General features: G+C 71.1%; 10 protein-coding genes. 6 read left to right on the forward strand and 4 right to left on the reverse strand.

Features of this window, described 5'->3' with window-relative positions:
* Nucleotides 1-16 precede the first annotated feature (16 nt).
* From MNY62_RS06005 to MNY62_RS06015, 3 genes are all read right to left on the reverse strand, one after another.
* On the reverse strand, nt 17-2,803 hold the full coding sequence (locus tag MNY62_RS06005) for a CxxxxCH/CxxCH domain c-type cytochrome (protein WP_242343203.1): 2,787 nt from the start codon (nt 2,801-2,803) through the stop codon (nt 17-19).
* 198 nt (nt 2,804-3,001) lie between these two features.
* Nucleotides 3,002-4,522, reverse strand: coding sequence for a hypothetical protein (locus MNY62_RS06010; protein ID WP_242343204.1), 1,521 nt, complete (start codon nt 4,520-4,522; stop codon nt 3,002-3,004).
* An 11-nt stretch (nt 4,523-4,533) separates the two neighbouring features.
* Complete coding sequence (locus MNY62_RS06015; RefSeq protein WP_242343205.1) at nt 4,534-6,447, reverse strand: tetratricopeptide repeat protein; 1,914 nt, start codon at nt 6,445-6,447, stop codon at nt 4,534-4,536.
* A gap of 177 nt (nt 6,448-6,624) precedes the next feature.
* On the opposite strand from MNY62_RS06015, the gene MNY62_RS06020 reads away from it, so the two are divergent.
* The 4 genes from MNY62_RS06020 to MNY62_RS06035 all read left to right on the forward strand — a co-directional run bounded on the left by MNY62_RS06020 (nt 6,625) and on the right by MNY62_RS06035 (nt 11,102).
* A complete protein-coding gene (locus tag MNY62_RS06020) occupies nt 6,625-7,965 on the forward strand; it encodes a glycosyltransferase family 4 protein (protein WP_242343206.1) in 1,341 nt (446 codons plus the stop codon).
* A gap of 82 nt (nt 7,966-8,047) precedes the next feature.
* A complete protein-coding gene (locus MNY62_RS06025) occupies nt 8,048-9,163 on the forward strand; it encodes a DegT/DnrJ/EryC1/StrS family aminotransferase (RefSeq protein WP_242343207.1) in 1,116 nt (371 codons plus the stop codon).
* Nucleotides 9,160-9,642: a GNAT family N-acetyltransferase gene (locus MNY62_RS06030; protein WP_242343208.1), complete on the forward strand. Its 483-nt coding sequence runs from the start codon at nt 9,160-9,162 to the stop codon at nt 9,640-9,642. The genes MNY62_RS06025 and MNY62_RS06030 overlap by 4 nt, the downstream gene beginning before the upstream one ends.
* A gap of 116 nt (nt 9,643-9,758) precedes the next feature.
* Nucleotides 9,759-11,102 (forward strand): lipopolysaccharide biosynthesis protein, encoded by a 1,344-nt coding sequence (locus MNY62_RS06035; RefSeq protein WP_242343209.1) that lies wholly within the window; start codon nt 9,759-9,761, stop codon nt 11,100-11,102.
* 35 nt (nt 11,103-11,137) lie between these two features.
* Here the strand turns inward: MNY62_RS06035 and MNY62_RS06040 are convergent, their stop codons facing one another.
* Nucleotides 11,138-12,076, reverse strand: coding sequence for a hypothetical protein (locus tag MNY62_RS06040; protein ID WP_242343210.1), 939 nt, complete (start codon nt 12,074-12,076; stop codon nt 11,138-11,140).
* A 361-nt stretch (nt 12,077-12,437) separates the two neighbouring features.
* Here MNY62_RS06040 and MNY62_RS06045 point away from each other — a divergent pair, with 361 nt between their 5' ends.
* Nucleotides 12,438-13,223: a glycosyltransferase family 2 protein gene (locus MNY62_RS06045; RefSeq protein WP_242343211.1), complete on the forward strand. Its 786-nt coding sequence runs from the start codon at nt 12,438-12,440 to the stop codon at nt 13,221-13,223.
* Nucleotides 13,224-14,507 (forward strand): glycosyltransferase family 4 protein, encoded by a 1,284-nt coding sequence (locus MNY62_RS06050; RefSeq protein ID WP_242343212.1) that lies wholly within the window; start codon nt 13,224-13,226, stop codon nt 14,505-14,507.

Raw genomic sequence — 14,507 nt, forward strand, 5'->3', positions numbered from 1 at the left:
GCGAGGCGGCTCGCGACTAGCCGGCGCCGTGACACGCCAGCGTGTTGCAGGACTGCTGCGACGTCCAGCCCGTGGTGATGACGGTCCCGGTGTAGAGCACGACGTCGCGCTTGCCGTCGACGTGCGGCGTGTTGGAGTGGCACACGTCGCAACCCCAGCCCAGGTTCACGTGGAAGACGTGCCGGTCCTGTCCGCCGTCGTTCGGCGGATTCCCGTGGCAGCTGCCGCAGTTCGCCTGGCCCTGGCCGACGAGCGTCCAGATCGGGGTGGGGTTCGAGCCGCCGTTGGCCGCGTGGCAGTACGTCGAGGTGCAGGTCGCCGCCGTCCGGTTCCACGCCGTTCCGCTCATGCCCTGCGTGGCGACACCGGAGAACGTGACCTGGGCGGTGGCGGCGTCGATGTGACCCGGCGTGAGCGCGTCCGCGGGCTTCGAGTGGCACAGCGCGCAGTCGAAGCTGGCGTGCGACACGTGGGCGCCGATGCGGACGTTCGTGGCGCCGCTCGGGACGTTGTTCCCCCACGTGGCGCGCGGGGGCGAGGCGCGCCCAGACGCCGTGTCGCCGTGGCACATCGTGCAGTTCGCCCGCCAGCTCGCCACGCCCGCGGGGAGGTTCGCGTCGTGGCACTGGCCGCAGGCGACGCCGGCGGACCCGCCGGAGAGGTCCGCGCCATGGCACCACTGGCAGGAGGCGAGCCCCTGGTTCGCCGAGTACGCGTGGAACTTCGGGCTCGCGGTGTTCATCCAGTCCGCGTCGTGGCCGCTCGCCGCCTGGATCGTGCCATCGACGTGCTTGCCGCCCGCGCTGCGGGGAATGATCGTGCCGCTTGGCGAGACGGTATCCGGATGGCAGGGGTTGCAGCCGGTGAGGTTGCTCGAGACCGGGGGGTGGACGTCCGGGGGAGGCGGGACGCCGTGGCAGGTTCCGCACGCGGCCTGGCCCGTGCCCGTGCTCGTCCAGACCGGGTTCGGGTTCCTCCCGCCCGAGAGCGTGGCGCCGTGACAGTAGGTCGAGGCGCAGCTCGCGCTCGCGCGGTCGAACGTGGGGGTCGCGCCGCCAGTCGGCACCGCGACGCCCGTGAAGGTCACGGTCGCGGTGTCGCCGTCGATGTGACCGGCGGCGAGCGCATCCGCCGGCGTCACGTGGCACACGCTGCAGTCGAAGACGGCGCCGCTGCTACCCTGCGTGACGTGGGCGGTGTGGGCGCCCGTGCGGACCGGATCGCCCTGGCGGCCCCAGGTCGCCTTGGGCGGCGCGCCCGTCGCGTTGTCCGTCCCGCCGTGGCACATGGTGCAGTTGGTGGCCCACGGCTGCCCCGGCCGATCGTGGCAGCGGCCGCACGAGCCGCCGAACCCGGTGCTGCCGTCGAGGCTCTGGCCGTGGCAGACCTTGCACGACGAGAGGCTGCGGACCGCCGAGTTGGCGTGGAAGTTCGTCGAGGTCGTGTCCATCCACGAGGGCTCGTGGCCGCCGGAGAACTGGATCGCGCCGTCCACGTGCTTGCCGCCCGACGAGGGCGGGATGAGCTCGCCGGTGGCGGAGACCGTCTGCGGGTGGCAGGCGTTGCAGCCGGCGAGATCGGACGGCACCAGCGGGTGCGGCGCAGGCGGCGGCACGCCGTGGCACGTCCCGCACGCCGCCTGTCCCTCGCCGACGCGCGTCCAGACGGGCGCGTTCGCCGCGTTCCCGTTCTGGAAGGCCCCGTGGCAGTACGAGGTCGCGCAGCTCGCCGAGGACGGGGAGAAGCCGGGATCCTTCGCCGAGGACTTCCAGACGCCGTCGGCGCCGGTGTAGCCGGTGAGCTCCACCTGGCCGTCGAGGTGCGTGCCGTCGAGGACGGTGCCGGGCTTCGGGTGGCAGAAGCTGCAGTCGAAGGCGGGCGCGAGCGAGCTGCCCCCCACGTGCTGCCTGTGCGCTCCGACGCCGCGAGCCGTCGTCGCCGTGTTGCCGGAGAGGTCCGCCGGCGGAGCGCCGGAGGGATCCGTCGCATCGCCGTGGCAGGTGTTGCACGTCACCGTCCAGTCCTTGCCGCCCGCGACCGCGTCGTGGCAGCTCGCGCAGACCAGGCCCGTCACGTGCGGCTCGCCCTTCGCAGCGTGGCACTCGAGGCACGCTCGAACGTTCTGCGCGGCGGCGGCGCCGTGGAGCGACGGCGAGGACCACCCCTGCGGGTGCTTCGCCTCGGCGCGCACGTCGACCTCGCCGTTCACGTGCTTCCCCGACGCCGCGAGGATCTTCCCGTCGCTGCCGACCGTCGCCGGATGACACGCGGCGCACGAGGTGAGGTCCGTCGCCGCCCCGGGCGCGAGGCTCGGGTGCGTCGCCGGGACGGGGTTGCCGGGCGTCCCGTGGCAGGCGCCACAGGCGGCCGCGGCGCCGTCGACCGCGGTCCACCGCGGCGCAGTCGTCGCGGTCCCGCCGTGGCAGTACACGTTGGAGCACGTCCCGGTCGCGGGGTCGTAGCTCGGCGCGGCGCCGCCCGTCCGCGCGAGGGCGCCGAACGTCACGTCCACCTTCCCGTTGCCGTGCTGCGACCGGTCATCTCTGGGATCGAGGTGGCACTCGGAGCAGGCGAGGGCACCGGCGAGCGCGCCCGCCTCGACGTGCGCGGAGTGCGCGCCCGCGGCCGCGGGGTCGGACCCGATCACGCGGGGAGGCGCCCCGGTCTGGTTCTGCTCGCCGCCGTGGCAGCGGGTGCACTGACCCGTCTCGGCCGCGCGGCTCTCCTCGAGCGTGCGAGCCTGGCACGCGAGGAGGGTGAGCAGAAACGCCCCGAGCAGCGGGACGTTGAACAGGCGAGGCATGGCCATCTCGAAGCCCTCGAGCTTGCGCGGGTCGTGTGCACGCGCCGGCGGCGCTGCCTGTGGTGACCCTGTGGAGGTTGCCCCAGTGTACCCGCCCCGGAGCGCGGTACAACTGGGGCAAATCGCTTGATCTAAATCACACGCAGTGTCGGTCGCGAGGCCTCGAGCCGGCTCGCGCGCCGCGCTTCCGCGGAACGCTCACGGTGCCTGGACCGGCGCGACGTCGCCGAGGTCGTAGACGTTCCAGAACTCGTCGAACAGGACCGTTCTCACGCCGGGCTCGAACGCGAGCCGATCGTTGAACCGGCGGTTCCACTCCTCCCAGAAGCAGATCACGTAGCGCGCGCCGAAGCTTCGGCGGATCGCCTCGGCCGTTCCGGGAGGCCCGTCGTGAGAGAGCCCGTACCAGAGCGCGTAACTCTCCGGATCCTTCAGGTACGCGAGCGTCGGATCGAGCGCGACGATGAAGCGGCGCTCGGGGAGCGCGAGCATCAGCGTGCCCGTGTGACCCCAGTCGCAGGTGAACACCTGCGCACCGGGCGGGATGCGGGCTTGCAGCACCGCCGCGACCTTTGCGGGGAGGCGCTCCTGCTTGTCACCCAGGCCTTGGAGCGTCGTCGAGATCTGCGGGCCGGCGTACACGATCGCGAGCGCGGCCACCGCGGCGGGATACCAGCGCCACCGGACCCACCGCGCCGAGAGCGCGAGCGCCATCGCCGAGAGCGGAACGAAGTATTCTGCGAACCGAGCGGTGCGCGCGGTGAGCGCCGCGAACGCGAGCGCGGCGATCGCGAATGCGAGCGGCGCCGGGTCTTCCCTCCGGTTTCGCCAGGAGAGGACGAGCGCGGCGACGAGCGCCGCCATCGCCGCGGCGAGCCAGCGCGCCCACTGCGCGAGCGTGAACGGCTCGAACTCCTGGCCCAGCGAGAATCCCGGGCGGCCGCCCCACGCGTTGCGGAAGAGGACCTCGTAGACGACGATCCAGTTGAACCGCACGAGGTTCAGCGCGTTCGGGTGGAGCGCGACGCCCGCTGCGATGCCGGCGAGCGCGACCGCGACGGGCTTCCAGCGCGGCCGCTCGCCCGAGACGAGCCGCGCGGCCTCGACGATCGCGACGAGGACGAGCGGGAGGTGCCACGCGACGTAGGCCCAGGGGAAGATGCCGGAGACGATCGCGAGGGCGACGAGGCGCCCGCGCGCCGCCGCCCAGAGCACCAGGACCGTGAGCGCGATCGAGAGCAGGTGCGGGCGGGTGAGGGCGAACCGGAACACGAACACCGCGGACAGGGCGAGCGGGAGCAGCGCCCACGCGCCCGCGTACCGGACCTCCTCGCGCCGGAGCACGAGGTAGAACGCGAGCAGGACGACGCCACCCAGGATGGTGCTCACGATCTTCGCCGCCGTGATCCAGCTCAGCCCGGCGAGCGGGACGAAGAGCAGGTGGAACAGGAGCTCCTTGTCCGCGTAGTGGTCGGCGAGCCAGCTGAACGGGGTCCACGGGAACGCGTGCAGGATCCCGTGCTCGCGGATCAGGCGTCCGACCGCGACGTGATAGGCGGTGTCCGCGTCGAACGGGATCGAGACGAACCCGAACTGGATGGCGGCCGCGACGCAGAGATAGGCAGCGGCCCACGCGGCGATGGGCCAGCGTCGATGTGTGATCCCTGCGCGCGAGGGGCTGGGCGGGGCAGTCCTGGGGATCGATCGGTCCGGCAGCATCGCGGAAGCCTTCAGCGGTTGGAGAGCTGCTCGAGATAGGCCGAGAGCTGCCGCGCCCGGTCCGGCGCGAGGCGGCTCAGGGCAGCCGTCTCGCGCTGCGCCGCTGCGTAGTTTCCGACCATCGCGTAGGCCACCCCGAGGTTGAAGAGAGCCTCGGGGCTCTCGCTCAGCGTGGCCGCGACCGGCTCGAGGCGAGCGATCGCTTCGCCGGGCCGCCCGAGGCGATTCAGCGCGGCGGCGTAGTTCGCGTAGGCCGCGGGGAAGTCGGGTCGGTGCTCGATGGCCTGGTCGAGCAGCGGTACCGCCTCCGCGTACGCGTTCATCTTCTCCAGGAGCAAGGACCCGAGGTTGCAGTATGCCTCTGCGTGGTCGGGTCGCTCACGGATGGCAGCGCGGAACCAGCGCGCGGCATCGTCGTCCCGCCCGAGCCCCCGGAGCGCGGCGCCCATGTCGTTGTAGACGTCGATGTTCGTGGGGTCGACGCGGTTGGCCGCCGTGAGCACCTCGACCGCCTCGCCGTATCTGCCAGCCGCGGCCAGCGCGACGCCGAGGTTCTGGTACGGCCGGCCCTTGGCGGGAGCCTTTCGGGCCGCGTCGCTCCACAGGGTGATCTCGTCCCTCCAGACGCGGTTGCGCGCGAGGGTGAAGCCGGCGAGGCCGACGGCGAGCACCGCGCCTGCCGTCACGAAGGCGCGCGGGCTAAACTCCCGCCGCCGGGCGAGGAGCGCGCCCGCGGTCGCCACGCCCGCGAAGAGGCCGGCGGACGGCAGGTACGCGCGGTGCTCGAACATCACGTCCACGATCGGGATGAGGCTCGACTCGACCGAGAGCGCGAGGAAGAACCAGATGATCCCGAACGCGACCACGCGCCACGCCGGATCGAGCGGGCGAGCGGTGGTGCCGGAGGTGCGTCGGAGCAGGAACGCGGCGAGCGCGACCATGCCGAGCAGCAGGAGCCCGCATCCGACGACGAGCGGCGCGAGGAAGGAGTGCTGGACCGGGACGTCGTGGTCCACGTTCTGGCCGAACGGGAGGATGAGCAGACGGAGGTAGCTCGCGATGACCGGAAGCTGGGTCGCGAGGTAGTCGGAGCGGGAGAGCGCCGTCTGCACGCGCGTCGCGTCGGCGGCGGTCGAGATCACCTCCGAGAGCGGCGCCCCGACCCCGACGCGGCCGAGCGGGATGATCGGCAGCGTCGCGAGGAGCGGCGCGAGGAGCTTCACGCGAAGGAGCCCCGGCGCGTCGAAGAACACGAGCTCGTAGGCGGCCACCGCGAACGGGAGCGTGAACGCGATCTCCTTCGTCTTCATCGCGAGGACGGCCGCCGCGAGGATGCCGGCCCACGCGAGCGCGGTGCGAGCCGGAGGCAGCGGGCCGCGCTCTCGCCGCAGGCGCCAGCGCGCGTACTGGACGGTCGCGAGCAGGTAGAACAGCGTCGCGAGCGAGGTGAACCGCTGCACGATGTACGTGACCGCCTGCGTCTGCAGGGGGTGCGCGACGAACGCCGCTGCAGTGACGAACGCGATCGCGCGAGACCACGGCGCCGGGAGCGACCCCTTGAGGCGTGGGGTCGCGAACGTGGTCGTCACGAGCGCGTGGACGAGGAGCGCGTTGGCGACGTGGATCGCGAAGTTGACGAGGTGATAGCCGGTGACGTCGAGGCCGTTCAGCCGGTGATTGAGCGCGAAGGTGAGATAGCCGACCCAGCGGTTCTCGCGGATCATCCACCCCGCGTCCGCGACGAAGGCTCCGAGGTCTCGCAGGAGGCGCCTGTCCCGGACGATGCCGACGTCGTCGAACACGAAGTCGCCGCCGAAGGAATTCGCGTAGGCGACGAGGGCGAGGACGACGAGCCCCAGGAGCGGAAGGGCGCGCTGGAGCGACGAGCCTGGAGCGGATCCAGGCGAGCGGTCGAGGGCGGCCATCACGAGTGCGTTGCCATCCGGTGGATTGGACCGATTGCGCCGTGCGTCCGCCGAGACCCGTGGGGCGCGCTGCGGGGTGGGAGGATACCATGCGGTCGGCCTCGCAGGAGCAGTCGAGCGTCCGCTGGCGGCCATCCGAAGGCTCGAGGGCGCGGCTTCGAGGTCGAGTCGGCCGCGATGCGCGGTACGTCGAGGGCGGTCGGTCGGCGAACCTTCGGCGCGCGCCGGGTGCCGGGGTACACTGGCCCTGGGTTGACTCGCTCCGGTTCCAGGTCACTGCGCGTCTGCATCGACGCTCGCCTCGCTCATGGGCGTGCGGGGGGCGTCGAGCAGGTCGTGCTCGGGCTCGCGAGCGGATTCGCGCAGCTCCGTGATGGGGACGAGGAGTACCTGTTCCTCGCGAACGAGGGCGAGGAGCACTGGCTCGAGCCTCACCTCGGAGGCCCTGCGCGGCTCCTGCGGGTGGGACAGCCTCCCCGGATCTCGGCGCGTGCCCGGGCCGCCGCATCGTATCCGGCGCTGGCCAGCGCGTATGGAAGCCTGCACGACCTCGTCCTCCCGCCTCGTCTGCCCGGGAGCGATGGCACCCTGGAACGGGCCGAGGTCGATCTCGTCCATTTCACCTTCCAGGACGCGTTCCTGACGGGCATTCCGTCGATCTACCAGCCGCACGATCTTCAGCACGTGCATCTTCCGCGGTTCTTCACCCGCCGGCAGCGGCGGTACCGCGAGCGCGCATACCGCGCCTACTGCGAGCAGGCGGCGAGGGTCGTCGTCTCATCGACCTGGGTGAAGAACGACGTCGTCCGCCACCTCTCTCTGGCGCCCGAGAAGGTGCAGGTCGTGCCGCTGGCGCCCATCGTCGAGCACTACGCGGAGCCGTCGCCGGAGGCACTCTCGGCGATCCGTCGCAAGTTCGCGCTCCCGGAGCGCTTCGCCCTGTATCCGGCGCAGACGTGGCCGCACAAGAACCACAAGGCGCTGCTCGACGCGCTCGCGCGCGTGCGCGACCGCCACGGTGTCGTCGCGCCGCTCGTCTGTTCCGGCCGGGTGACCGACTTCGGGGCGGAGATCTGCGCGCATGCGCGACGCCTCGGGCTCGACAGCGCGCTCCAGCTCGTCGGCTTCGTCTCTCCGGACGAGCTGCAGGGGCTCTACCGGATGGCACGCGCAGTCGTGATCCCGACCCTGTTCGAGGCGGCCAGCTTCCCGCTCTGGGAGGCATTCCAGAACGGTGTCCCCGCGGCGTGCTCGAACGTGACCTCGCTCCCGGAACAGGCCGGAGACGCCGCGCTGGTCTTCGACCCGCGCAACCCGGACGCGATCGCGGAGGCGATCTTCGCGCTGTGGACCGACGAGCCGCTGCGCCAGCGGCTCGTCGCCCGAGCGAGGACGCGGGTCGCTTCCTTCACGTGGGAACGCACGGCGCGGCTGTTCCGGGCGCACTACCGGTCCGTCGCCGCGCGCCGATGTACGCCGGAGGACGCAGCGCTCCTCGGGGCTGCGCCGGCGCTGTAGCACGACGGAACGAGCGCCCGGCCGCCGCCCTCGGGCCCCGCCTGAGTGTAAGATGACGCCCGCCACTCGCCGAAGGAGCCGCATGACCCGCATCCCCGTCGCCGCCCCCGACCTCAGCGGAAACGAGGAGAGGTACGTGGTCGAGGCCATCCGGTCGAGCTGGATCTCGTCGACGGGGCCGTTCGTCGGCCGCTTCGAGCGGGAGTTCGCAGGGCTGTGCGGGACGCGGGCGTCGATCGCGGTCGCCAACGGGACGCTCGCCCTGCACCTCGCGCTCATGACGGTGGACCTCCGACCCGGCGACGAGGTCCTCGTCCCCTCGCTCACGTACATCGCGACGGCGAACGCCGTTCGCTACTGCGGCGCGGAGCCCGTCTTCGTGGACGTGGACCCGCATACGTGGTGCATGGACCCCGCGAAGCTCGAGGCGGCCATCACCCGCCGGACGAAGGGCGTCATCCCCGTCCACCTCTACGGGCACCCGGCCGACATGGACGCGATCAACCACGTCGCCGCGACGCACGGGCTGTGGGTCGTGGAGGACGCCGCGGAGGCGCACCTCGCGCGCTACAAGGGCCGGCCAGTCGGCGGGCTCGGCCGGATCGGCGTCTTCTCGTTCTACGGCAACAAGGTCATGACGAGCGGGGAGGGCGGCGCGGTGACGCTCGACGACCGCGCGCTCGAGCACCGCGCACGTCTGCTGCGTGGCCAGGGGGTCGATCCCGAGCGCCGGTACTTCTTCCCGATCACCGGGTACAACTACCGGCTCACGAACGTCGCGTGCGCGATCCTCTGCGCGCAGGTCGAGCGTATCGGCGCGATCGTCGAGCGGCGCCGAGCGATCTACGCGCGGTACCGCGCCGCGCTCGAGGGGATTCCAGGGATCGGGTTCCAGCCGCAGGCGGCCTGGGCGGAGATCTCGCCCTGGCTCTTCTGCATCACGGTGGACGCGAAGGCCTTCGGGCGGACGCGCGACGAGCTCATGGTGCTCCTCGCCGAGCAAGGCATCGAGACGCGCCCGTTCTTCCGCCCGCTGCACCGGCTGCCTCCGTTCTGGGAGGAGTCGCGCAGGCGTGGCGAGGTGCTCCCCGTCACGGACCACCTCGGCGAGAGCGGGTTGAACCTCCCGACCTACACGCTCATGGCGGATGCCGACGTCGAGCGCGTCGCCCGCGCGATCCGGGAGGCGCGGCGTTGAGCGACGAACCTGGACGCGGGCAGATGGAGTTCCGGCGGCTCGCTCCGGACCTGGAGCGTCCGCTGGCGGAGTTCTTCTCGGCGCTCGTCGCCGCGGGGGACGATCGAGTCTTCCATCCGCATCCGTTCACACCCGAGGCGGCGGCAGAGCGGGCGCGCTATTCGGGAGAGGACGTCTACTGCGTCGCGGTCGCGCGGGACCAGGTGCTCGGGTACGGCATGCTGAGGGGCTGGGACGAAGGGTACGCGGTCCCGAGCCTCGGAATCGCCATCCACCCCGCGGCGCGCAGCATCGGGCTCGGGAGGGCCTTGATGCTCTACCTCCACGCCGAGGCGCGCCGGCGGGGTGCACCCAGGATCCGGCTCAAGGTCTACCCGGAGAACACGAGCGCGGTCGCGTTGTACCGTTCTCTTGGTTACGAGCTCTGCCGCGATGACGGCGAAGGCGACCAGCTCGTCGGATTCAAGGCGCTTGGTTGAAGGACCGGATGGCCAATGGCAACGCGCCCGGAGGGCCCCGCGGGGAGGACGCGCTGCCGTCCTCGCCGTTGGCCCGCGCGTGGAGAGACTGGCGCCTGGCGTGGTCGATGGTCCGCATGCGGCCGTTCGACTCCGACTCGGCACACGGTCGCTCCCAGGAGCGCTACCGGCGGATCGCCCTCACCACGATCTCGAGCCTGGCGGTCCGTGGTGTCGGGACGCTCACCGGCCTCATCACCGTCCCGCTCGTGCTGGGCTATCTCGGCAAGGAGCGGTTCGGTCTGTGGAGCACCATCACGACCGTGATCGCCTGGGCGACCTTGTTCGACCTCGGCATCGCCAACGGGCTCGTGAACTGCATCTCGCGCGCGCACGGCCGCGATGAGCGGGAGGAGGCGGCTCGCTACGTCTCGACCGCGTTCGCGGCCCTGCTCGCGATCGCCGCGCTCCTCGGCCTCGCGCTCATGGCAGGAGCAGGGCACGTCCCGTGGAGCGCGCTCCTCGCGGTCCGGGGAGCCGTCGACGACCGGACGGTGACGTGGTCCGTCGTGGCGGCGCTGGGCGCCTTCATCCTCGGGTTGCCCCTGTCGATCGTTCCGCAGATCTACGCGGGCTATCAGCGGGCGTACGCGGCGAACGTCTTCACGATGGTCGGAATGCTCGCCGGGTTCGCCGCGGTCGTCATCGCCGTGCATTCGAGCAGCAGCATGCCGATCATCATCGCGGCGCTCGGGGCCGGCGGGCTGGTCTCGTCCGCGTTGGGGTTGCTCTACGCGCTCAGGGTCGGGATGCCGTGGCTGCGCTTCCGCGCGTCCGCCGTGTCGAAGGAAGCGCTCCGGGCGCTCGCCGACCGCTCCATCCCGATCTTCCTGTTCCAGATCGGGGCGCTGGCGGTGAACGAGACCCAGTCCATCGTGCTCGCGCACCGATGCGATCTCGCTGCGGTCGCCGACTACAGCATCTTCATGCGGCTGTACGTGCTGGCGCTCGGCCTGATCCAGATGAGCACCGCCTCGTTCGTCCCGAGCTTCCGCGAGGCACGCGAGCGGGGCGACGAGGCGTGGATGCGGGCCGCGTTCCGGCGCTTCGTGCAGCTGCGGCTCGTGCTCGCGGTCTGCGGCGGGACTGCGCTCGCGGTGGTCGGGAACGACCTGCTGCGCCTCTGGTTACGGCGCTCCGACATCCGGTTCCAGCCGGAACTCTGGATCTGCCTCGTCGTGGTCATGGTCGCGGTCACATGGGCGACGGCACACTCGGACCTGCTCTCCATCCTCGATCGCCTCTGGGTCCTGGTGGCGCTGGTCGCCCTGAACGGCGCCGTCACGGTGGCCCTGACCTACTTGCTGGCACCCTCTCTCCGCGTGCTCGGGGTCGTGCTCGCCTACGGAGCCGTGACGGTCCTCGTGTACAGCTGGCTTCTCCCCTGGTTGACCCTGAGGATTCGCCGCGGCAACGCGTGAAAGTCGCTGATCGCCGCGGAGCTGGCCGCGGCGCATCAGAGGCCGAACACGTCCGCGATGGTGCGCTCGCGACCGCTGGTGAGGTCGACGACTGGCATCTTCGCGATGAGTCGCAGCCGATCGCGATGGGCCGTGACGAGCGAGAGCCCGCCGCGCTCGTCGCGTGACTCCCGGAACCGGCTCTCGACCCAGCCTTCGCGAGCCGTGACGGTGGGCAGCGTGCAGGCGAGATCCGCACGGACGAAGAACGCGTTGTTGCCGGCGCTGTTGGAGCCGAGGAACCGGTAGCCCTTCCGCTCGCCGAGCGCGCAGAGCGCAGGAAGCGAGGCGCCGGCGTACAGGTTCGAGAAGTGCGCGCGCCCTCGCTCGAAGCTCGGCGAATAGGGGATGGTCACCGCGTGCTCCGCGCCGAACACGCTGTTGAACTCCACGACCAGGATTCGCGGCGAGATGACGTCGATGGCGTCGAGGATCCAGTAGTCGTTTCCATCGACGTCTATCGACAGCAGCCCGATGTCGCCGACGACACCGGCGTCGCGCAGCAGCGTGTTGATGTTCTCACGCGTGATGAACGCGGTGACCGCGTCGATGCTGTGGCGCCAGGCGAGCTCCGTCCGAGTCAGGAAACGGCGATGCGCGTCGCCGGCGTCCAGGATGACCCCCTTCCAGTTGTCGTGGCAGAGGAGGAATCGTGTGTTCGACTCCGAGTAGTCCTCGACGCCGAACTCCACGAACGTGCGGTTCTCGATGGGCACCTTGCCGAGGAGGTACTGGATGATCCCGTCCTCCCCCCACTGCGAAAACACCCGGAACTCCGCCTCCTGGACGTTCCGGAACGTGCGTTCGCGAACGGCGCGACTCTCGATGCCGCCGAGCGCGAGTCGCAGCGCGTCCATGCGGCGATCGAGCGCCTCGACGCGCGGCCCGATGCCGGCGAGGGCGCGCACCGCCGAGAGGATCGAAGAGGCACTCATCACATTTCACCTCGCGCGCGAGTCCGCGATGGGCCGCCTCGAACCCCGCCGGAATGGCAGCGCAGGCAGGATACGATTGGAACTTCGCGGGGATGAAGTCCGTGATGCCGTGTCGTGCTTGCGCGGCAGCACGCGTGGGCGTTTGCGTGCCCCGACCGTCTAGCAACTGTACCGCGAGTCCGCAAGGTGCGAGGGCCGTGGCGCCTGCGATCCGGACACCGTCACCACGGGCGACGCGACGCCGTCCGTCAGCCCCACGCTCCCGGCTCCCGCTCCCGGCACCCGGGGCCCGGGGCCCGGAGCCCGGAGCCCGGAGCCCGGAGCCCGGAGCCCGGAGCCCGGGGTTATAATCACGGCCTCGATGAAGGTCTCGTTCGTCATACCGACACGCAACCAGGCGCAGTTCATCCGCCGGTGCATCGACAGCTGTCTCGCCCAGGGGATGCCCGACGCGGAGATCCTGGTCGTGGACGGTCGGTCGACCGATCGCACGGTCGAGGTCCTCCGTGAGTACGGAGACCGTGTGCGCTGGGTCTCGGAGACCGACTCGGGCCAGTCGGAGGCAGTCAACAAGGGCGTGCGGTGGGCGTCCGGCGACATCATCGCGTGGATCAACTCCGATGACTTCTATCCCGACGCGACTGCGCTGAGCGACGTCGTGGGGGCGTTCGAGCGGGATCCGGCCACGGACGTCGTGTACGGCGGCGCCCTCGTGGTGGACGCGGATGGGAACGTGCTCCGAGAGCTATGCGCTCGCCCGATGCGCTCAGCCAAGGAGCTGCTGGTGAAGCCGAACGCGCCCTTCATGCAGCCAGCCATGTTCTTCCGGCGGGAGATGTTCCTGGCCACGGGCGGCTTGCGACACGACCTTCACTACGCCATGGACTACGATCTGTGGCTTCGGATGCTGCCCCGCGCGCGTAAGCTGCGGCACCTCGCGCGTCCGCTCGCGTGCGTGACGTTCCACCCCGGGGCGAAGTCGATCGCGGGAATGCTCGAGCAGATTCGTGAGCTCGGCGACCTGAAGCGCCTGCATCGCGAGGAGTTCGAGCTCGGCTGGCGTGACCGTGCGCGGCTGGGCGCCGGGATGGCGTCCCTGTACTCCTACTGGGCCGCGGTGCGGCTCGGCCTGAGGCGAGTTTCGTAGATGCCGCTGACAACGTCGCGCACCGCGAGGAACGTCCTGTACCTCGAGCACGCCGGCGCGCCGGGCGGCTCGTGCGTGAGTCTCGTCACGCTCCTCCAGCGTCTCGACCCGCGCCGTTACAGGCCCGTCGTCCTGCTGTTGCGGCCGAGCGAGGAGATGCTCCGCTTCTACGTGGGAAGCGGCATCGAGGCGGTGCCGTGGCCCGGGATCCGGACGCTCGAACACACCACGGCTGAGTGGACGAGCATGCGCCGCCCGCTGACGTGGCCGACTGGGCTCGCCTCGCTCGCCGGGTGGGGGAAGGCGCACCGCCGCACGCTCGACGCGGTCTCGGCGTTTCGGCCGGCCCTCGTTCACCTGAACTCCGTCGTGCTGTACCCGTCCGCTCGCGCCCTTCACCTGAGCGGCATCCCGTTCGTGTGGCACGTCCGGGAGATGCCGGTTCCGGGGCATTTCGGCTGGCGGCGCCGGCTGCAGCGTGACGCGCTCGTCCGGTGGCCCACGGCCGCGCTCTATCTGTCGGAGTCCGCGCGGCACGCGTGGGCCGGGGACGCGTGTGGAATGATCGCGCCCGAGCCGGTGGACACGGACCGCTTCGACCCTGGCATCGATCGCGCCGAGGCGCGGCGGTCGTTCGGGATTCCCGAGGATGCCCGCGTCGTCCTGTACGTGGGCGGGATTGCGCGGATCAAAGGGATCCTGCCGCTGCTCGAGGCGCTTGCCCAGGTACGAGAGCGCGAGCCACGCACGGTGTGCCTCATGCCGGGAGCGGACGTTGCTCCGCCGCGCACGCTTCTCTATCGGGCCGCCGCCTCAGTCCTCCCGGCCCTCGGCTCGAACACGCTGACGCAGGCGGTCGCCTCGAAAATCGAGAAGTGGCGCCTCGAGCCAATGCTCCTTCGGTATCCGTTCGCCGCAGGAGTCGAGCGGTTCCTCGCGGCGAGCGACCTACTGGCCTTCCCGGCGGTGGAGGATCACTTCGCACGGCCGGTGGTCGAAGCGGGTCTCATGGAGAGGCCCGTCGTCGCGTCCGACCTGCCTCTCGTCGCAGAACTGGTAGAGGACGGGACGACGGGCCTGCTCGCGCCCGCAGCGGATCCCGCTGCGCTGGCCGAGCGCGTTCTGGATCTCCTCGGTGATCCGGAGCGGTCGGCGCGCCTCGGCCGCGCTGCGCGTCTGCGTATGACCGAGCGGTTCGACGCGGCACGGAACGCCGCCGCCCTCATGGATCTCTACGACGAAATCCTCGATGGACGCGGCGACGCAGAAGAGGAAAGTGCTTGA

It is taken from the genome of Anaeromyxobacter terrae, from assembly GCF_022690685.1.
Taxonomy (GTDB): Bacteria; Myxococcota; Myxococcia; order Myxococcales; family Anaeromyxobacteraceae; genus Anaeromyxobacter; species Anaeromyxobacter terrae.

Coding starts and splice junctions, on each gene's coding strand:
- MNY62_RS06005 (WP_242343203.1), bottom strand. CDS start 2,803: ATGCCTCGCCTGTTCAACGTCCCGCTGCTCGGGGCGTTTCTGCTCACC.
- MNY62_RS06010 (WP_242343204.1), bottom strand. CDS start 4,522: ATGCTGCCGGACCGATCGATCCCCAGGACTGCCCCGCCCAGCCCCTCG.
- MNY62_RS06015 (WP_242343205.1), bottom strand. CDS start 6,447: ATGGCCGCCCTCGACCGCTCGCCTGGATCCGCTCCAGGCTCGTCGCTC.
- MNY62_RS06020 (WP_242343206.1), top strand. CDS start 6,625: ATGCGCGGTACGTCGAGGGCGGTCGGTCGGCGAACCTTCGGCGCGCGC.
- MNY62_RS06025 (WP_242343207.1), top strand. CDS start 8,048: ATGACCCGCATCCCCGTCGCCGCCCCCGACCTCAGCGGAAACGAGGAG.
- MNY62_RS06035 (WP_242343209.1), top strand. CDS start 9,759: ATGCGGCCGTTCGACTCCGACTCGGCACACGGTCGCTCCCAGGAGCGC.
- MNY62_RS06040 (WP_242343210.1), bottom strand. CDS start 12,076: ATGAGTGCCTCTTCGATCCTCTCGGCGGTGCGCGCCCTCGCCGGCATC.
- MNY62_RS06045 (WP_242343211.1), top strand. CDS start 12,438: ATGAAGGTCTCGTTCGTCATACCGACACGCAACCAGGCGCAGTTCATC.
- MNY62_RS06050 (WP_242343212.1), top strand. CDS start 13,224: ATGCCGCTGACAACGTCGCGCACCGCGAGGAACGTCCTGTACCTCGAG.